We start from the raw sequence: 19307 nt of genomic DNA, 5'->3' as shown, positions 1-19307 counted from the left end.
ACCCCGTGCCGCTCCCCCTCCCCGGCCGCGTACGCCGGCACCACCGCCCGCCGGGCCACACCCACCGGCTCTGGTCGGTGCGCACCCAACTGCTCGCGCCCATCCTGGTGGCGACGGTCGGCCTGGTGGTGCTCGGCGCCGTCCAGACCGACGCCGCGCTGGCCGCCTCCGCCGACGCCGATCGGGCCCGCGTCCTCGCCGGTACGGCCACCGCGACCGTCCGGCTGGTGCACGAGCTGGAACGCGAGCTGGGCGAGACGGCGGCGCTGCGCCAGCGCGGTGGCACGGCCGGCCGGCCGCTGGTCGACGCCCAACGGCGGCGGGTGGACGCCGCCGTCGACCACTACCGGTCCGCCAGCGGCGAGGCCCGCCGGGCCGCCCCCGACCTGGCTCCGGTGCTCAACGACGCGGACGGCCAGCTCAGCCAGCTCGACCCCACCCGCCGGCTCGCGCTCGCCGGTGACAGCGGCGACCCGGCGTACGTGACGCTGGTGGATTCGCTGCTCGCCGTCGCCGACGCCCTGCCGGCCCAGCTGCGCGACGCCCAGCTGGCCAACGGCGCCCGGGAGGTGGCCACGATGGCCACCCAGGAGCACCTGGCGGCCCTGGAACGCGACCTGCTGCGCGGCGTCTTCGTCCGGGGCGCCCTGGCCCGGGGCGAGCTGGTTCGGCTCGGCCGGTTGCGCGGCGCCCGGGAGCAGCGCCAGGCCGAGTTCCTCCGGATCGCCACCGGCCCGGCACGCGCCGCCTGGTACCGCCTGGCCGGCGGCGACATCGAGACGGCCCGCCGGATGCGGGACGAGGTGCTCGACACCGACGGCGGGCCGGAGGCGCTGAAAACCGACGGCGACGCCTGGTACGTGGCGCAGAGCGGCACGATCCGCCGGTACAACCTGCTCGGCCGGGAACTCTCCGAGGGCCTCGACCGGGACGCTGCCGCGCTGGCCCGGACCGCCCGGCAGCGCGCCCTGCTCACCGCCGGCGGCACCACCGCCGTCGCGCTCGCCTCACTGCTCACCGCCGTCCTGCTGGCGGTACGCACCAGCCGCCGGCTGCGCCGGCTGCGGGTCGCCGCGCTCACCATGGCGAACCGGGAACTGCCGGAACGGATCACCGCGATCGCCGCGGGCGACGGCTGCCCGGGCGACGGCACGGCGACCCGGCTGACCGCCGGCATCCGCCGGGGCCGGGACGAGGTGGCCCAGGTGGCCGAGGCGTTCGACACGGTGAACAAGGCCGCCCTGCGGCTCGCCGGCGAGCAGGCCGAGCTGCGGCTGGACGTGACCCGGATGGCCGAGGCGCTGGCCCGCCGGATCCGTACGCTGATCACCCGCCAGCTGCGGCTGCTCGACGAGTTCGAACGCGAGGAGACCGACCCGGACGCGCTGGCCCGGTTCTTCGCGCTGGACCACCTCGCCGCCCGCCTGCGCCGCAACGGGGAGAACCTGCTGGTCCTCGCCGGGGGCGAGCCGGGCCGCGGGCACGAGGGGGCGCTGCTCCTCGACGACGCGGTCCGGGCGGCGGCCTCCGAGATCGAGGACTACCCCCGGGTGGAGGTGGACGTGCCGACCGCGGCGGTGCACGGCGCGGCGGTCGGCAATCTGGTGCACCTGCTCGCCGAGCTGCTGGAGAACGCCACCGTCTACTCCCCGCCGGACGCACCCGTGCTGGTGGACGGGCGGCGCACCGTCGACGGGGTCACGCTGCGGGTGCACGACCAGGGCATCGGCATCGGCGAGAGCCGGCTGGCCGAGATCAACGAACGGCTCGCCGCACCGGCCACGCTCTCCAGCGCCGCGGCCGGCAGCATGGGCCTGCACGTGGTGGCCCACCTGGCCGCCCGGCACGGGATCCGGGTGCAGCTGCACCACACCGACACCGGCACGGTCGCCCAGGTGGAGGTGCCCGAGTCCGCGTTGACCCGGGTCGAGTCGGCGACCCGGCGGGCCGACCGCCGGCCGACCGCCGGCCGCGACGCGCCCTGGTTCCGGTCCGGGCCCGCCGCCCCCACGCCGGTGACCGACGCCCGCGATCTGGTCATCATCCCGCCGCATCCGGCCGGCCGGCCCGACGCGCCCACCGTCGCCGTACCGGTGATCGGGGCCCGCCCGCCGGCCGCACGCGGTGTCGCCGCCGTGCCGCCGCCCGGCGCCGCCATCCTGGCGCCCGGCGCCACCCCAGCCGGGGCCGCCGGGCACGACCAGGGCGGGGCGGCGGTCCGCCCGGCCGGCGGCTCGCCGGCGCCGTCACCGGCCACCGGGGCCGCGCTGCCGCGCCGGACCCGGGGCGGTCAGCTGCCCGTAGCCCTGCCCGCCACCAGCCCGCCGCCCCGACCCGCCGATGACCTGCTCGACCCGGAGGTGGTGCGGGCCCGCCTGTCCGCGCTCGCCGAGGGCGTGGCCAGCGCGATGCGGCGTACCCCGAACACCACACCCACCGGGAGAAACCCATGACCTCATCCGTGACCGCCGGACTCGACTGGCTGCTGGCGAACTTCGCCGAGCGGGTGCCGGACGTGTCGCACGCCCTCGCGGTGTCCCAGGACGGGCTGCGGCTGGCCGCCTCCCCCGACCTCTCCGTCGAGCAGGTGGACCAGCTCTCCGCCGTGATCAGCGGGCTGGCGAGCCTGGGCGTGGGCGCCGCCCGGCTGATGTCCGCCGGCCGGGTACGCCAGCAGATCCTCGACATGGACGGCGGGGTGCTGCTGGTGATGGCGGTCGGCGAGCGGGCGTTGCTCGGCGTGCTCGCCGCGCCCGGCTGCGACCTGGGCCAGATCGGCTACGAGACGGCGATGCTGGTCCAGCGGGTGGCGGAGGCGCTGGAACCGGCGGCCCGCCCGTGACCGGCCGCCCGCTTCGGCTGGCGGCCGCCCTGCTGCTGGCCGCTCTGGTCGCTGGCTGCGGTACGGCCGAACCCGGGCCGCGGGCGTGGCACGGCGGGCGGATCTTCCTCGCCACCGGCAACACCACCGGCGTCTACTACCAGCTCGGCGGCGGCTACGCGGACCTGATCAGCCGGCACCTGCCCGGCTACGAGGCACGGGCGGAACCCACCGGCGCCTCGGTGGAGAACATCAACCGGCTCGCCGGCGGCGACATGGAGATCGCCTTCAGCCTGGCCGACACGGCGGCGGACGCGGTCAACGGGCGGGGCGTGTTCGACGGCCAACCGCAGCCGGTACGGGCGCTGGCCCGGGTCTACCGCAACTACACCCACGTGATCGTCCGGACCGGCGGGAAGATCGACCGCTTCGCCCAACTGCGCGGCAAGCGGGTCTCCACCGGCTCGCCGAAGTCCGGCACCGACATCATCGCCGGGCGGCTGCTGGCCGCCGCCGGGATCGACCCGGATCGGGACATCCAGCGGGCCAACCTGTCGCTGCCGGAGACGGTGAAGCGGATGCGGGCGGGCACCCTGGACGCGATGTTCTTCTCCGGTGGTCTGCCCACGCCGGGCATCAAGGACCTGCTCGCCGGCGCGCCGGGGATGTTCCAACTGCTCCCGCTCACCGACCTGGTCCAGCCGCTCGCCGCCCGGTACGGCTCGGTCTACACCACGGCGCCCCTGCCGAAGGAGGCCTACGGCACCCCGGCGGCCACCCCGACCATCACCGTGTCGAACGTGATCCTGGTCGCCGCGGACATGCCGGACCAGCTCGCGTACGACCTGACCCGGGTGCTGTTCGCGCACCAGGACGAGCTGATCAGGGTGCACCCCGAGGCGGCCAACTTCACCCGGGAGAGCGCGGCGGGCACCGACCCGATCCCGCTGCATCCGGGCGCGGCCCGCTACTACGGCACCGGCTGAGGCTCAGACGTCGGCGGGGGCGGTGGCCGACCGGGCGGCGGCGACCAGCCGGTCGGTCTCGGCGGCCACCGCCTCGTCGTCGGCGGGTGTGCCCGGGTCGTAGCGGACCGTCCAGGTCAGCCCGTCCACCCCGGGCACCCGGCGGGCGGCGATCCGGCCGGCGCCGCCGGGCACCGGGTGGTGACTGGTGTACGCCACCGAGCGGGTGACCCGGGCCCGCACCTGGTGCGGCAGGTCGCCCGGGTCGAGCAGCAGGTAGGTCTCGGCGGGGCAGTCCGCCACCACGAGGTAGCCGTCCCGCTCGGTGACCCGCTCGGCCAGGGTTACGGTGAGCTCGCGCCCCGACCAGACCGCCTTGAGGATGTCGTGCCAGCCGATCCGGTGCCCCCGGCCGGGCAGCCAGAGGCCGAGGTTGCTGGCGACCAGCACGCCGTCGCCCTCGCCGTTGCCGGCGGCGGCCCAGGCGAGCATCCGCTCCTCGGCGGCCAGCGGCGGGCGGGCGGCGGGCGGCAGCTTCGGCTTGCGGTTGAACAGTCCCATTCACAGCCCTCCGGCGGCCTGCTCGCGTAGCGCCCGCGCGTGCTGCTCCAGCGAGAGCAGTTCACCGAAGAGCGCGAAGTACTCGTCCTTGTTGCTCACCGGGTTGATCCGCTGGATCTTCGACTTGAGGTCCTTGATCCGGCCGGTCACCGAGCCCCACTGGAGCTGGGCCAGGGTCACCGTGACATAGCGCGGGTCGGGCTCGCCGTCGATGCGCAACGGCTCGACAGCCAGCTCGCCGACGAGCGCCTGGCCCGCCAGGTCGTCGCAGGCGTCCCGGACCTGCTCGATCCAGACTGCGCCGCCGGTGGCCGCCGCCGCCCCGCCGGCCGCGGCGATGGCCGCCCGCACCGCCACGTGCACCGGGTGCCGGTATTCGCCCGCCTCCACCGCGTCGAACATCGGGCCGGCCAGCACCGGCTCCTGGAGGGCGAGCTTCAGCGCCTCCCGTTCGACCATCGACTGCGGGCTGTCCACCGTCGGCGCGGCCGGGCCGGAGCGGGCCGGAGCGGCCGGCTCGCCGGCCGGTTGCCCGGACGCGGCGGTCAGCACCGCGCGTTGCACCGGCTCGATCTCCATGCCGAGGTCGCCGGCGAGCTTGCGGACGTACTCGGGGCGCTTCTCCCGGTCCTTGATCTTGGCGACCAGCGGGGCGGCCCGGCGCATCGCCTCCACCCGGCCGTCGACGGTGTCCAGGTCGTACCGGTTGATCACGTGGCGGAGCGCGAAGTCGACCAGCGGCTCGCGGCGGGCGACCAGGTCGCGGACCGCCAGATCACCCTTGGCCAGGCGCAGCTCGCACGGGTCCATGTTGTCGGGGCTGACCGCGATGAAGGTCCGGCCGACGAAGCGCTGGTCGTCCTCGAAGGCGCGCAGCGCGGCCTTCTGGCCGGCGGCGTCCCCGTCGAAGGTGAAGATGATCTCGCCGGCCACCGCGTCGGTGTCCAGCAGCAGCCGGCGCAGCACGCCGATGTGGTCGGCGCCGAACGCCGTGCCGCAGGTCGCCACGGCGGTGCTCACCCCGGCCAGGTGGCAGGCCATCACGTCGGTGTAGCCCTCGACCACGACCACCTTGCCCTGCTTGGCGATCTCCCGCTTGGCCTGGTCGATGCCGTAGAGGACGTGCGACTTCTTGTAGATCGGCGTCTCGGGGGTGTTGAGGTATTTCGGGCCGTCGTCGTCGTCGAAGAGCTTGCGGGCGCCGAAGCCGATCACGTCGCCGGTGAGGTCGCGGATCGGCCAGAGCAGCCGGCGGCGGAACCGGTCGATCAGGCTGCCCGAGCGGGCCGGGCGGGACAGCCCGGCGGTGACCAGCTCGTCGTGGGTGAAGCCCTGCTGCCGCAGGTGCTTGGTGAGCAGGTCCCAGGCGTCGGGGGCGAAGCCGCAGCCGTAGCGCTCGGCGGCGGCCCGGTCGAAGCCGCGCCGGGCCAGGAACTCCCGGGCCGGGCGGGCGCCGGCGGTGCTCAGCTGGGCGCGGTAGAAGTCGACGGCGGCGGCGTGCGCGGCGACCAGCCGCTGCCGCTGCCCCTGCTGCGACCGGTTACGCGGGGCCGACCGGTCGTCCTCGACGTAGCGGAGCTGGAGGCCGGCACGGTCGGCCAGCCGCTCGACGGACTCCACGAAGCTCAGGTGCTCGGCGTCCATCAGGAACTTGATGGCGTCGCCGCCGGCCCCGCAGCCGAAGCAGTACCAGACGTTGCGGGCGGGCGAGACGTTGAACGACGGGCTCTTCTCATCGTGGAACGGGCACAGCCCCTTGAGGTTGCCGCCGCCGGCCGACTTCAGGGTCACCGTGTCGGAGATGACCTCGGCGATCGAGGTGCGCTCGCGGACCAGCGCGATGTCCTCGTCCCGGATCCGCCCCGCCATCTCCGCCACCCCCTCGGCGTACATCCTGCCCTGCCGGGCCGACGATCCGGCGGCCGGGGGACGGCCGGTGTGGCGAATGCCGCGCGGGCTCGGCGGTTACGTCCCGCGGGCCGGCCGGCGGCGGCGGCGATCTCGCCGGCCGGGCCGGAGCGGGTGGGTCAGGCCGACCGGCCCGCCCCCGCGCCCTGCCCGATCCGCGGGAACGGCTCGATGGAGAAGACCACCTCGACCGGCACCTCGAAGTACGCGGCGATCCGCAGCGCCAGGTGCAGGCTGGGCCGGAACTCGCCCCGTTCCAGGTAGCCCACGGTCTGGTAGTGCACGCCCAGCGCGTCGGCGAGCTGCCGCCGGGAGATGCCCCGCTCGGCGCGCAGCACCGCGATGCGGTTGTGCACGGTCTCACTCATCGACGCCCTCTCACCCCACCCGCTGCATGGCCTTCTCCCGGCGCGCCGCGACCCGGGAACCGGACTCGCGGCGGGCCATCCGGCGCAGCACGACCGGGGCCAGGGTCAGCCCGAGCACGGCCCAGAGGCCCAGCACACCGAGCGTCTCCAGGTGCCGCCAGGACCCGCCCAGCTCCACGGCTGCCAGCTCCGGCGGCAGCAGCGCTGAGCGCATCCCCAACCCTAGCCAGTAGATCGGGAAGGCCTGGGCGACCGCCTGGAGCCAGCCGGGGTAGCCGTTGAGCGGGTAGAAGATGCCGGAGAGCGCGATGAGGCCGAAGATGGGCAGCACCACCAGGCCCATGTTGCGGGGGTTCTCGATCAGCGAGCCGATCACCGCGCCCAGCGGTAGCGTCGCCACCAGCCCGAGCGGCACCACCCAGGCCATCGTGAGCCAGGCGCCGCCGTCGGTCAGCCGGATCCCGTCCAGGAAGAACAGCGCCGGGGTGAACTGGAGGACCAGCCCGATCAGCGCCACCGTCGAGAGCATGACGATCTTGCCGATCAGGTAGCCGAGCATGCCGTTGGGCGTCGCCTTGGCCCGCAGCAGTGTGCCGTCCTCCCGGTCGACGATGAGCTGCTGGGACAGGCCGAGCAGCCCGCCGAACGCGAGCCCCATGCCGAGCGCGCTGGGCAGCGTGCGCGCGCCGAGGGAGAAGGAGGTGCCGGGCACGGTCGCCCCGCGCATGAAGAACATGGTGACCAGCAGGATGACCGTCGGGAAGAAGTAGTTCCACAGGTCCTGCGCGTTGGTGAAGGTGTTGCGCAGCTCGATCACACCGCGCTGGACGCCGGCCCGGACGGCCGCCGTGGTCGGGTTCATCGCTCATCCCCCTGCCGCCACACCGAGGCCGCCGCCGTGCCGGCCCGGACCCCGGATTCCTCTTCGTAGACCAGTGCCATGTACGCGTCCTCCAGGCTGGCCCGGCGGACCTCCAGCTCCTGCACGCCGTCGCCGTGCTCGCGCAGCAGGCCCCGGACGAAGCCGGTGGCGTCGGCCGCGACGTGCACGAAGCGCTCGCCGTCCCGGGTCCACCGGATCTCCGCGTCCCCGGCGACCCGGCGGGCCAGCTCGTCGGGCGAGCCGTCGGCGATGATCCGGCCGCCGGCCAGGATGAGGATCCGGTCGGCGAGCTTCTCCGCCTCGTCCAGGTCGTGCGTGGTGAGCAGGATGGTGGTCTCGTCCAGGTCGGCGAGACGGTGCACCAGCTCGTGGAATTCGCGCCGGGCGGCCGGGTCGAAGCCGACCGTCGGCTCGTCCAGGAAGAGCAGCTCCGGGCGGCCGACGATGCCGACCGCCACGTCCAGCCGGCGGCGCTGGCCGCCGGAGAGCTGGTGCACCCGCTTGCCCTGGTGCGGCGTGAGCCCGACGGCGGCCAGCAGCTCGTCGACGGGCCAGGGTCGACTGATCCGGTCCGTGGTGTACGGCGCGTAGAAGGTGCCGAGGTGGGCCAGCAGGTCCCGGACCCGCCACTTGCCGTGGTCCCGCCAGGACTGGAGCACCACCCCCATCCGGGCGCGCCAGCGCTCGTCGCCCCGGCCGGGGTCAGTGCCGAGGACGCGGACCTCCCCGGCCGAGCGCATCCGGAAGCCCTCCAGGATCTCGATCGTGGTGGTCTTGCCGGCGCCGTTGGGCCCGAGCAGGGCGAGCACCTCGCCGCGCCGGGCGGTGAAGTCGACCCCGTGCAGCACGTCGACGGTGCCGTACCGCATGCGCAGGTCGCGGACGTCGAGGACCAGGTCCTCGTCGGGCGGGCGGGGAGTCGGGGCGACTCCCGGTAGTTCGACCGCAGTCATACCGCGAAATGTAGCATCTCTACTACGTGTTGAGGCACACCCGCTCCCGCCGGAAGCGCGACAGGCCACCCCCACCACTCTCGCCGATCTTGGCTACGGTGATACCCGCGATCGGGGAGGGGACCACCGGATGGCCGACGACACGGAGCTGATCATCGCGCTCGCCGAGTACGAGCACCTGCGCGAGCTGAGCCGCACGGTCCACGACCAGTCCAGCGCCCGGTTCACCTTCTTCCTGGCGGTGGCGTCGGGAGCAACCGCCGTATCGGCCGGGCTGATCACCACCGGCCGGCCCGACGGCCAGATCCGCCCGGCGGTGCTGGCCGGGCTCGGCCTGCTGGTCCTGCTGCTCGGGGTCTTCGTCTTCGCCCGCCAGGTCGAGCTGAACGACCGGGGCCGCCGGTACGCGGTCGCGGCCACCGTGCTCCGCACCTACCTGGCCCGCCGCGCGCCCGGCCTGACCCCGTTCATCATCATGCCGACGTTGGACGACGCGGGTCCGTTCGCGCCCGAGCCGTTCCACCGGCACTGGTTCCGCGACCTGGTCAGCCAGGCCGGCATGATCGCGCTGGTGAACAGCGTGCTGGTCGCCCTGGCCGCCACCATGGCGGTGCTGCTGCTCGGCGGACCGGTCTGGCTGGCGGCACTGGTCGCGGTGATGGTCGCCACCGCCTCGGTCGCCGGGCATCTGCGCGCAATCCGCCGCCGCGTCGCCCGCTCCGCCGCCCAGGTGGGCACCGTCCTCACCACCCGCTCGCTCGCCGCGCCCTCGCGGGTGGCTGGTTGATCACGAGGGTTGACCGCGGCCCACCTGATCGGTGGCGGCCCCGGCACGCCGCGAGGCGGACTCAGGCGGGCAGGGCGGCGGTGGCTTCCTCGGCCTCCACCTGCGCGTTCCAGGCGGCCTTCGTGGAGCGCCAGCCCTCGTCGTCCATGCCGCGCCGCCAGTAGCCGGAAATGGACAACGCCTCCCGGGGCACCCCGCGCTCGACGCGCAGCAGTCGGCGCAACTCCTTGACGGCGCTGGCCTCGCCGTGGACGAAGGCGTGCACCCGGCCGGGCGGGAAGTCCAGCGCCCGGACCGCCTCGACCAGCGCCTCGCCCACTGGGCGGCCGGCGCGGTGCAGCCAGCACAGCTCGACCGCACCCAAGCTGGTCAGCGGAAGCTCGTCGGCCGGGCCGCCGACCTCGAGGTAGACCTTCGCGGGCGCGCCGGCCGGCAGCCGCTCCAGGGCGGCGGCGATCGCCGGCAGCGCGCTCTCGTCCCCCACCAGCAGGTGCCAGTCGGCCGTCGGGTCCGGGGCGTACGCCCCGCCGGGGCCGGTGAACAGCACCCGGTCGCCGGGGCGCAGGCCGGCCGCCCACGGCCCGGCCAGCCCCTGGTCGCCGTGGTACACCACGTCGACGGTGAGTTCGCCGGCCGCCGCGTCCCAGGCCCGGACCGTGTACGCCCGCAGCCGCGGCCACTGCGCGGCCGGGAACTCCCGCTTGATGGTGGCCAGGTCCGTCGGGTGCGGATAGCTCACCCCGGCCGGCGGGAAGACGAACTTGACGTAGTGATCGGTGTACGCGCCCACCGGCAGGCCGGCCAGTTCCTCCCCGCCCAGCACCAGCCGGACCAGGTGCGGGGTGGGCCGCTCGGTCCGTACGACCGTGGCGGCGGTGACCTTCTTCGGGCGCTGCGTCATGCCACTTAGGCTAGCCTAAGTCGCCAGCCCCGCCGCCTCCGCCCGTGCCCCTCCCCAGGCCAGGGCTCGGGGAGATCCGGACAAAATCGGGGATGGTGCGCCTTGCCGACACGGAGAGGCAGCAACTTCCGGGATGTTGCGCGAACCCTTCCGCGCGGGGCGGGGCGGGTCAGCTGCGGACCAGGCGGACGTGCCAGGCCAGGGCGGCCGGGTCGGTGAGCGAGGCCACCTGGTCGATCACCACGCGCAGCCGCGCGAGGTCGTCGGGCGCCTCCCGCCACAGCGGCGCGAAGACCGGGTCGAGCGCGTCCGGCGCCCGGTCGACCAGGACGGCGACCAGTTCGGCGAGGATCTCCCGCTGCTGGGCGTACCGGGTGCCGGCGCCGGGGCGGCGCATGACGTAGCGCAGCGCGATGCCCTTGAGCAGCGCGCACTGCACCCGGATCCGACGCGGCACCACCAGATCGGCCGCGTACCGGCGGTGCGGGCCGGGGCCGTGCCGCGCCTCGGTGGCGGCCACCACGGTGGCGACGAAGCGGCCGGTGAGCACGCTGGTGGTCGCCTTCAGCGCCGCCAGGGCCCGGTGGCTGCCGTCGTACGCGGCGAGCGGGGCGAGCGCCGGCTCGGCGAGCAGTTCGACCAGGACCTCGTGCAGGTCCTCGGGGGCCTCCCCGGAGTACGTCGCGGCCACGTCGGCGCAGAGCGCCCGCCGCTCGTCGGGGTCGGCCAGCAGCGGCCGCAGGCTGACGTACCCGCCGTGGATGCCGTCCTCGACGTCGTGGACCGAGTACGCCACGTCGTCGGCCCAGTCCATCACCTGCGCCTCCAGGCAGCGCCGGCCGCCGGGCGGGGCACCGGAGCGCAGCCAGTCGAAGACCGGGCGGTCGTCGGCGTACACGCCGAACTTGCGCTCACCCGGCCGGCGCTCCCAGGGGTACTTGCTGACCGCGTCGAGGGAGGCCCGGGTCAGGTTGAGCCCGGCGGAACGGCCGTCCGGCCCGAGCACCTTGGCCTCCAGCCGGGTGAGCACCCGCAGCGTCTGCGCGTTGCCCTCGAAGCCGCCGCAGCCGGCGGCGATGACGTCCAGGGCGTCCTCGCCGTTGTGCCCGAACGGCGGATGCCCCAGGTCGTGGGCCAGTCCCGCGGTGTCCACCACGTCCGGGTCGCAGCCGAGCCGGGCGCCCATCTCGCGGGCGATCTGCGCCACCTCGAGCGAGTGGGTCAGCCGGGTACGCAGGAAGTCATCGGTGCCCGCGGTGTGCACCTGGGTCTTCGCGGCGAGCCGGCGGAACGCCGCCGAGTGCAGCACCCGCGCCCGGTCCCGCTCGTACGGTGACCGCCCGTACCCGGTGTCCTTGGGCGGCTCGACGACGAAGCGCGCCCCGTCCTCAGCCCCGGGACCCGGCTCACTCCTCGCGCTCACGGAGCACGCAGAACTCGTTGCCCTCCGGGTCGGCCAGCACGGTCCACCCGACGTCGCCCTGGCCGATGTCCACGTGCCGGGCCCCCATGTCGACCAGCCGCTCGACCTCCGCCTCCTGGTTCGCCGGGCGCAGGTCGAGGTGCAGCCGGTTCTTGGTCTCCTTCGCCTGGGTGACCGGGACGAAGACGATGCCGGGGAGCTGGTCCGGCGCCCGGCGGATCTCCACCTCGTCCGGCTTCTCGCTCACCACCTGGTAGCCGAGCGCCTCGGCCCACCAGTGGGCGAGCCGCGACGGGTCCTGGGCGTCCACGGTCAGGCTCTCCCAGACGCTGGTCATGCGGCCACCCTTCTGCTGATCGACACGAGCGAGCCCAGGTTACGCCCGGAGCCGCCGGACGGCGCGCCGGGCGAGGCGGGGAACCCGTCGGGGGGCCGCCGGCCGGCGCGCCGGCGGCCCCCCGACCGCGCTCAGCGGGAGTCGGAGCCCTGGGTTTCCACCACGGCTCGGCCGGCCTCCAGGCGGGCCACCGGGACGCGGAAGGGGGAGCAGGAGACGTAGTCGAGCCCGACCTCGTGGAAGAAGTGCACCGAGTCGGGGTCGCCGCCGTGCTCGCCGCAGACGCCGAGCTTCAGCCCGGGCCGGGCGGCCCGGCCCTCCTCGGCCGCGATCCGGACCAGCCGGCCGACGCCGTCCCGGTCGATCGACTCGAACGGCGAGATGCCGAAGATGCCCAGCTCCAGGTAGCGCCAGAAAAAGGCGCCCTCCACGTCGTCCCGGGAGAAGCCCCAGCCCATCTGGGTCAGGTCGTTGGTGCCGAACGAGAAGAATTGCGCCGCCTCGGCGATCTGCCCGGCGGTCAGCGCCGCCCGGGGCACCTCGATCATCGTGCCGATCAGCACCTCGACGCCGCTGTCGCCGACCACCTCGGCGATGATCTTCTCGGCCTCGGCGCGTACCGTCTCCAGCTCCTGCACGGCGCCGACCAGCGGGACCATGATCTCCGGGCAGGCCGACCCGCCGGCCCGGACGACCGTCACGGCGGCCTCGGCGATCGCGCGGACCTGCATGGCGAACAGGCCGGGGATGACGAGGCCCAGGCGTACGCCGCGCAGGCCCAGCATCGGGTTCTCCTCGTGCATCCGCCGCACGGCGGCGAGCAGCGCCTCCTCCTTGGCCACGTCCTCGCCGCGCTCCTGGGCGACCGCGACGTTGACCGCGAGCTGCTCCAGCGGGGGCAGGAACTCGTGCAGCGGCGGGTCGATCAGCCGCACGGTGACCGGCAGGCCGTCCATCTCGCGGAAGATCTCGACGAAGTCCTCCCGCTGCAGCGGCAGCAGCGCGCCCAGCGCCGCCTCCCGCTCCGCCTCGCCGGAGGCCAGGATCAGCCGCTCCACCAGCTCCCGCCGGTCGCCGAGGAACATGTGCTCGGTGCGGCACAGGCCGATGCCCTGCGCGCCGAACCGCCGGGCCCGGGCCGCGTCCGCGCCGGTGTCGGCGTTCGCCCGGACCGCCAGCCGCCGCTTGGCGTCGGCGTGGGTCATGATCCGGTGTACGGCCCGGACCAGCGGGTCGTCGGTCCGCTCCGCGTCGAGCGTGCCCTCGAAGTACTGCACCACCTCGGACGGCATGACCGGCACCTCGCCGAGGTAGACCTTGCCGGTGGTGCCGTCGATGGAGACGACGTCGCCCTCGCTGACGGTCTGCCCGGCGACCCTGAACCGCTTTGCCGGGACGTCGACCTCGAGTTCGTCCGCGCCGGACACGCAGGTCTTGCCCATGCCCCGGGCCACCACGGCCGCGTGGCTGGTCTTGCCGCCCCGCGAGGTGAGGATGCCCTTGGCGGCGATCATCCCGTTCAGGTCGTCGGGATTGGTCTCCCGGCGGACCAGGATCACCGCCTCACCCTCGGCGGCCAACTCGACCGCCCGGGCGGAGGTGAAGACCGCCTTGCCGACCGCCGCGCCGGGTGAGGCCCCGATGCCCTTGGCCACCGGCTCGTACTCGTGGTCGAGCTGGAACCGGGGGAACATCAGCTGGGCGAGCTGCGCGCCGTTGACCCGGTGCAGCGCCTCGTCCAGGTCGATCAGACCCTCGTCGACGAGCTGGCCGGCGATGACGAAGGCCGCCGCCGCGGTGCGTTTGCCGACTCGGGTCTGGAGCATCCAGAGCTTGCCGCGCTCGATGGTGAACTCGATGTCGCAGAGGTCCTTGTAGTGCTCCTCCAACCGGGCCATGTAGTCGAGCAGCTCGTCGTAGGACTTCTTGTCGATCCGCTCCAGCTCTTCCAGCGGCACGGTGTTGCGGATGCCGGCGACCACGTCCTCGCCCTGCGCGTTGGCCAGGTAGTCGCCGTAGATGCCCTGGGCGCCGCTGCCCGGGTCGCGGGTGAAGGCGACGCCGGTGCCCGAGTCGGCGCCGAGGTTGCCGAAGACCATGGCCACCACGTTGACCGCGGTGCCCAGGTCGGCCGGGATGCGCTCCTGCCGCCGGTAGACCACCGCGCGCTCGGCGTTCCACGACTCGAAGACCGCGCGGATGGCCAGGTCGAGCTGCTCCCGGGGCTCCTGCGGGAACTCCCGGCCGGTGTGCTTGGCGAAGATCTTCTTGAACGTGTCGACCAGGCCGCGCAGGTCGTCCGCGTCCAGGTCGAGGTCGTTGTCCGTACCCTTGGCGCGCTTGGCGTCGTCGATGGCGTGCTCGAACTCCTCGCCCGGCACCTCGCAGACGGTCTTGCCGAACATCTGGATCAGGCGGCGGTAGGAGTCCCAGGCGAACCGGTCGTTGCCGCCGGCCCGGGTGGCGAGTCCGATGACACTGCGGTCGTTGAGGCCGACGTTCAGGACGGTCTCCATCATGCCGGGCATGGAGAACTTGGCCCCGGAGCGGACCGAGACCAGCAGCGGGTCGTCCGGGTCGCCGAGTCGGCGGCCCATCTCCCGCTCCAGTGCCTCCAGGTGCGCCTCGATCTGGCCAGCCAGCCCGTCCGGCTCCCGGCCGGTCGCCAGGTACGCCTTGCAGGCCTCGGTGGTGATGGTGAAGCCGGGCGGCACCGGCAGCCCGAGATTGGTCATCTCGGCCAGGTTGGCCCCTTTGCCGCCGAGCAGGTCCTTGAGGTCCTTGTTGCCCTCGGCGAAGTCGTAGACGTACTTGTGATCGACCGTCTCTTGCGCTGCCACCAGAGCCTCCCACGCGCGCCGGAATTGACACTTAACGAAGGTTCAGTTCGGACATACCCCGAGACCGATCACCGGTAATCCCGGTGTGGTCAGCGGCCGGTGGGCGAAGGTTAAGCGAACATCGAGGGGGCTGGGACCGTTCGGTGACTATTGGCACAACCGTCACCACTATCCGCGTCCGTACCGGTTTTTGGAAACGCTTCCACGCGCAGGATCACGCAATCCCCGATCCCCTCGTACGCTTGACGGCACTGGTTTCGCTGAACCTCACCTTTGCCATATCCAGCGCAAATACACCCGGGAGCCGTCACCGTGCCGACCACCCCCGCCGCCCCGTCCGAGACCGGTCCCGAGCCGCTCGACGCGGTCGGCCTGTCCGCCCGCCAGCCGGCCGCCGCCGAGCTGGCCCGGAGCGCCGCCCGGGCGGCCGGCGAGCTGCTCGCCCCGCCCGCGCCGGTACGGCTGGCCGACGTGCTGCCCGCCCCCGAGCTGGTCACGCCGGACCCGGCGGCCGACTTCGTGCTCGCCGAGGACGCGGTGATCCGCGTCAACGCCGACCCGGCCGCCCGGGACGTCGCCGAACAGCTCGCCGGGCTGCTCCGCCCCGCGACCGGCTATTCGCTCCCGGTCACCGACTCCGCCGCTCGGGCCGACGGTTCGCTCGTGCTCACCCTGACCAGCGTGGCGACGTCCACCGGCGCAGCGAGCCCCGTCGGCGCAGCGGGCCCCATCGGCGCAGCAAGCCCCATCAGCGCAGCGAGCCCCATCGGCGCAGCGGGCCCCGTCGGCGCAGCGGCATCGGCGCCGGCTGGCGCGAGCGCCGCCGGGACGGGCCGCGCGGCTGCCGAGGCGCTGGGCGACGAGGGCTACCGGCTCGACGTGACCGGCGCCGAGGTCCGGATCACCGCTGGCAGCGCAGCCGGCCTGTTCCACGGCGTGCAGACGCTCCGGCAGCTCCTTCCGGCGGCGGTGGAGAGCACCACCCCGGTCGCCGAGCGCTGGGTGGTGCCCGGCGGCACCATCGTCGACCGGCCGCGGTTCGCGTACCGGGGCGCGATGCTCGACGTGGCCCGGCACTTCTTCGAAGTCGACGACGTGCTGCGGGTGATCGACCACCTGGCCCGCTACAAGCTCAACCACCTGCACCTGCACCTCACCGACGACCAGGGGTGGCGGATCACGGTCGACTCCTGGCCGAAGCTCACCGAGGTCGGCGGCACCACCGAGGTGGGCGGCGGACCCGGCGGCTGGTACACCAAGGACGACTACCGGCGGATCGTCGCGTACGCCACTCGCCGCCACGTCACCGTGGTGCCGGAAATCGACCTGCCCGGGCACACCAACGCGGCGCTGGTCGCGTACCCCGAGTTGGCGCCGGGCAAGACCCCGCCGCCGCCGTACACCGGCACCGAGGTCGGCTTCAGCTACGTCGACCCCGCGGACGAGCGGACGTACGCCTTCGTCGCCGACGTGGTCGGCGAGGTGGCCGCGCTCACCCCCGGGCCGTGGCTGCACCTCGGCGGGGACGAGGCGTTCAAGGTGCCGGCCGACACCTACCGCGGCTTCATCGAGCGGGCGCAGGAACTGGTGGCGGCGACCGGGAAGACCGTGATCGGTTGGCACCAGCTCGCCCCGACCGGGCACGCCGACGGGCGGGTGCTCCAGTGGTGGGGCACCAACGGCGACGACCCCGTGACCGCCGACGCGGTACGCCGCGGCGCCCGGCTGATCCTCTCCCCCGCCAACCACGCCTACGTGGACATGAAGTACACCCCGGACACCCCCATCGGGCACGACTGGGCCGGCCTGATCGACGTGCGGCGGGCGTACGACTGGGACCCGGGGACGCACCTGACCGGCGTACCGGCCGAGGCCGTGCTCGGCGTCGAGGCGCCGCTCTGGACGGAGACGGTCACCACGCTGGCCGAGGTGGAGTTCATGCTCTTCCCGCGCCTGCCCGCCATCGCCGAGCTGGGCTGGTCCCCCCGGTCGACGCACGACTGGGCCGCCTTCCGGGACCGGCTGGCCGGCCACGGCCCGCGCTGGACCACCGCCGGGATCGCCTTCCATCCCGCCCCGGAGATCCCCTGGCCGGCGACGCCCACCCGCCCCATCCCGACCCAACCGTCCCGGGACGAGGCGGCCCAGACCAGCTGACCCGCCCACACCCAACCACGCCGCGCCGCCCCTGGCGGGCGCCGGCAAGCGGGCAGCCGTGCCCAAGATCCGAGTTCGTGGCGATCCGCCTCGATCTGGCGAATCTGCGCATGCTCGCAGGCGACTATCGGAGGACACGGGACGACTTTGCGAAATTGGCACTGCTCCTTGAGCAGCCTGCCGGCGACCAGAGCGTGGCCGAGCACTGCCGGGAGCAGGACGATCCCGTCAGGACGAACGCTAGTACCTGCGGCCTGGCTTAGTTCGTCGACGGGCCCCGTCAGGTGCCTGGACAGTGCCCTGAGTTGAGCTGACTGGCGCGCACCTGGTGGACCTGCGCCCGCAGCGGCGACAACGGTGACAACTGCGTCGAGGTGGCCGACAACCTTCCCGCCGTCGTCGTATGCGACAGCAAGGACCGCCGGCGGGCCGGCAAGCAGAGTTACGGCTCGTCTACCCGGGGAGACCGGCGCTCATCGTTGACAGTCGGTCCTGGGCCGTCGCGGGCCGGTCCCCGGACCGCCTCTGAGGGTCCGCGTAGACACGCTCGCGGTCCGGGACACCACCGTCGCGGTCCCGCCTCGGCGGACCAGCGCTCGGCGGTCCCGGACGGGTTCGGCGGTCCCGGACGGGTTCGGCGGTCCCGGACCGGCGGGCGGGCGACACACACCGGTCCGGGACCGAGGCCCGCAGATCGTCGGTCTGGTCCCGGCCGCCTGGACCGCCCACACCCGACCGGCTCACGCGGGACCTGCTGCAGATCGGGACTCTGCGTGACGGGACCACGGCCCGTGATTCAGGTCAGACTCCGCTGTCTCTGTGAGGCGAGCGAGCGCTGCTGTCAGCAAGTCGCTGTCTGACAGAACCTGACCCGACCTAACAGGACCTGACCCGACGGGTGGGCCAACAGTTGGTCTTCCTAGACCCCGGGGCAGTTCAGATCGGCGGCGCTGTCAGCAGCCGTGACGGGGGCTGACAACGGTGCAGCAGCGGTGTGGAATCCCGCGACCGTCGCGGTGGCCTGCGGCCTATGCGGCGACCCGTGCGAGCGGTCGGAAAGGGTCTGTCCTGGGCGCTTGTCGCCGCCGAGTCGGCCTTGTGGTTGTCAGCTCGCGTGTGGGGGCTCGGCTAGGTGCGGCATTGGGGGCTCGGTTGGGGGTGTCGGCGATTCGAGGCCCCAGACGAGTCCTGCCGATCCGCCGTGTCAGGTGGCTGAGCTGCGGAAACCTGATCCGATAGGAGCCCACAGAGAAGATCAACCCGTCCCGACTCCCTAAGCTTCTTAGGGATCCCCAGGGGGTTCTTACGCGGGTACGCCACGGTGGAGACCTCGACTGCCTGGCGAGGTACCGCCGGGAATTGCCTTGGCCCGACTGGGATGTGCTGGTTCGGGCGATGGTGGCCAGCGCAGCCCTCCACGTCCAGCGGCTGGCGATATCGCCAAGGGGGCCGTGGGGAGGCGGTGTGTCCGGGCGGACCTTGCTGAACGGCCGCTACGATCCGTTAAGTGGCGCTCGTGTCGCAGGAGCGCGGGCGGTGCGGATGTCGACGCCCGCTGCCAAGTTTGCGCCATATCCGTGACATCGGGAGCGGACCTCCGGCCAGGCGGCGAGATCCCCTAGCCGGCAGGCGCACTGAAGGGCGCACCGCGTGCGGTGTCTGTTTCGGCCGCGGCCAGGCGAGGGCTGGATGCCCGGTTTGCGACCGGCTGTACCGATGGCCCGGGGCCTCGGGCGGAATGATGGCCGGGCCGGGGGCGTTGAACATGGCTGACCGCACCGGATCTCCAGCCCGTCAACCATGGGCCCCGGCGCGGAATGACCGGCCGCTGGCCGTGGTTACATCCCCTGGACCGCGAAGCAGATCCCCCCGATTCGCCAGCCGGCCCCTGGGCGCCGGGCGGAATGATCCCCGGTCCCCGGTCGTTACATCCGGGACGCCGCGAGCAGGCCCCGTAGGGCCGCCGGGCACCCCCTCTTCCTGACTTCCCTTTCACCCGGCACCTCGCGCACCCCCCTGGCGTGTGTGTGCCGTTCCCCCGACCGAAAGGCTTGTGATCATCATGCGTACCAACACCATCCTGCGTAAGACCCTGCTGACCACTGCCGGCATCGCCGCCACCGCCGGTGGCATCGCCGGACCCGCCATCGCCGCCCACGCCGCCCCCGCCAAGCCCACCCAGGCCACCCAGGCCACCCAGGCCGACCGCAAGCCGGCCGGCGAGCGGGAACTGAACGTGCGCTACGAGGCCCAGCCAAACTTCTACTACTGCGGCCCCGCCGCCACCCGCAACGCCCTCTCCGTCCAAGGCAAGAACATTGATGTCGACGCCATGGCCAAGGAAATGGGCACCACCGAGAACGGCACCAACAGCATCAACGACATCACCCCCGTCCTGAACAA

16 protein-coding genes and 1 pseudogene are annotated in these 19307 nt (G+C 73.5%); 8 read left to right on the top strand and 9 right to left on the bottom strand.

Going from position 1 to position 19307, the window contains the following annotated elements:
• The first annotated feature begins 5 nt into the window (after window positions 1-5).
• The 3 genes from ABZ783_RS06195 to ABZ783_RS06185 are packed head-to-tail and all read left to right on the top strand — an operon-like array spanning window position 6 to window position 3807.
• Window positions 6-2453 (top strand): nitrate- and nitrite sensing domain-containing protein, encoded by a 2448-nt coding sequence (locus ABZ783_RS06195; protein WP_357434806.1) that lies wholly within the window; start codon window positions 6-8, stop codon window positions 2451-2453.
• A complete protein-coding gene (locus ABZ783_RS06190) occupies window positions 2450-2842 on the top strand; it encodes a roadblock/LC7 domain-containing protein (RefSeq protein WP_357434805.1) in 393 nt (130 codons plus the stop codon). Before ABZ783_RS06195 ends, ABZ783_RS06190 begins: the two co-directional genes overlap by 4 nt.
• Window positions 2839-3807, top strand: a complete 969-nt coding sequence (locus ABZ783_RS06185) for a TAXI family TRAP transporter solute-binding subunit (RefSeq protein WP_357434804.1) — start codon at window positions 2839-2841, stop codon at window positions 3805-3807. The genes ABZ783_RS06190 and ABZ783_RS06185 overlap by 4 nt, the downstream gene beginning before the upstream one ends.
• 3 nt (window positions 3808-3810) lie before the next feature.
• Here ABZ783_RS06185 and ABZ783_RS06180 read toward each other — a convergent pair whose 3' ends face one another.
• The 5 genes from ABZ783_RS06180 to ABZ783_RS06160 all read right to left on the bottom strand — a co-directional run bounded on the left by ABZ783_RS06180 (window position 3811) and on the right by ABZ783_RS06160 (window position 8375).
• Complete coding sequence (locus tag ABZ783_RS06180) at window positions 3811-4347, bottom strand: hypothetical protein (RefSeq protein WP_357434803.1); 537 nt, start codon at window positions 4345-4347, stop codon at window positions 3811-3813.
• The gene (dnaG, locus tag ABZ783_RS06175) at window positions 4348-6240 is read right to left on the bottom strand and encodes a DNA primase (protein ID WP_357434802.1); all 1893 of its coding nucleotides are present in this window, start codon (window positions 6238-6240) and stop codon (window positions 4348-4350) included.
• Between the two features lie 134 nt (window positions 6241-6374).
• Window positions 6375-6623, bottom strand: a complete 249-nt coding sequence (locus ABZ783_RS06170; protein WP_357434801.1) for a helix-turn-helix transcriptional regulator — start codon at window positions 6621-6623, stop codon at window positions 6375-6377.
• Window positions 6624-6633: 10 nt separating this feature from the next.
• A complete protein-coding gene (locus ABZ783_RS06165) occupies window positions 6634-7485 on the bottom strand; it encodes an ABC transporter permease (RefSeq protein WP_357434800.1) in 852 nt (283 codons plus the stop codon).
• Window positions 7482-8375 (bottom strand): ABC transporter ATP-binding protein, encoded by an 894-nt coding sequence (locus ABZ783_RS06160; protein ID WP_357435283.1) that lies wholly within the window; start codon window positions 8373-8375, stop codon window positions 7482-7484. Before ABZ783_RS06160 ends, ABZ783_RS06165 begins: the two co-directional genes overlap by 4 nt.
• 214 nt (window positions 8376-8589) lie before the next feature.
• Between ABZ783_RS06160 and ABZ783_RS06155 the strand changes: the two genes are divergently transcribed.
• The gene (locus ABZ783_RS06155) at window positions 8590-9246 is read left to right on the top strand and encodes a hypothetical protein (protein ID WP_357434799.1); all 657 of its coding nucleotides are present in this window, start codon (window positions 8590-8592) and stop codon (window positions 9244-9246) included.
• 61 nt (window positions 9247-9307) lie between these two features.
• Here the strand turns inward: ABZ783_RS06155 and ABZ783_RS06150 are convergent, their stop codons facing one another.
• From ABZ783_RS06150 to ppdK, 4 genes are all read right to left on the bottom strand, one after another.
• A complete protein-coding gene (locus tag ABZ783_RS06150) occupies window positions 9308-10147 on the bottom strand; it encodes a siderophore-interacting protein (RefSeq protein ID WP_357434798.1) in 840 nt (279 codons plus the stop codon).
• Between the two features lie 169 nt (window positions 10148-10316).
• Window positions 10317-11570: a deoxyguanosinetriphosphate triphosphohydrolase gene (locus ABZ783_RS06145; protein ID WP_357434797.1), complete on the bottom strand. Its 1254-nt coding sequence runs from the start codon at window positions 11568-11570 to the stop codon at window positions 10317-10319.
• Window positions 11554-11907, bottom strand: coding sequence for a VOC family protein (locus ABZ783_RS06140; protein WP_357434796.1), 354 nt, complete (start codon window positions 11905-11907; stop codon window positions 11554-11556). Before ABZ783_RS06140 ends, ABZ783_RS06145 begins: the two co-directional genes overlap by 17 nt.
• 131 nt (window positions 11908-12038) lie before the next feature.
• Entirely contained in the window at window positions 12039-14747 is a 2709-nt protein-coding gene (gene ppdK / locus ABZ783_RS06135) for a pyruvate, phosphate dikinase (RefSeq protein WP_357434795.1), read from the bottom strand.
• A gap of 312 nt (window positions 14748-15059) precedes the next feature.
• Here ppdK and ABZ783_RS06130 point away from each other — a divergent pair, with 312 nt between their 5' ends.
• From ABZ783_RS06130 to ABZ783_RS06115, 4 genes and pseudogenes are all read left to right on the top strand, one after another.
• Window positions 15060-16904 (top strand): family 20 glycosylhydrolase, encoded by a 1845-nt coding sequence (locus ABZ783_RS06130; RefSeq protein WP_357434794.1) that lies wholly within the window; start codon window positions 15060-15062, stop codon window positions 16902-16904.
• A 77-nt stretch (window positions 16905-16981) separates the two neighbouring features.
• Window positions 16982-17167, top strand: a complete 186-nt coding sequence (locus ABZ783_RS06125; RefSeq protein ID WP_357434793.1) for a hypothetical protein — start codon at window positions 16982-16984, stop codon at window positions 17165-17167.
• 51 nt (window positions 17168-17218) lie between these two features.
• A pseudogene (locus ABZ783_RS06120) lies at window positions 17219-17326 on the top strand (DUF397 domain-containing protein); the annotation flags it as partial.
• Between the two features lie 1640 nt (window positions 17327-18966).
• Window positions 18967-19307: C39 family peptidase (locus tag ABZ783_RS06115; protein ID WP_357434792.1), on the top strand; the 341-nt coding region annotated here is incomplete at its 3' end.

Source organism: Micromonospora sp. NPDC047738 (assembly GCF_040642675.1).
In the GTDB taxonomy this organism is placed as follows: Bacteria; Actinomycetota; Actinomycetes; order Mycobacteriales; family Micromonosporaceae; genus Micromonospora.
The sequence above is the reverse complement of the archived record's forward strand: the minus strand, read 5'-3'. Positions and strand labels throughout refer to the sequence as shown.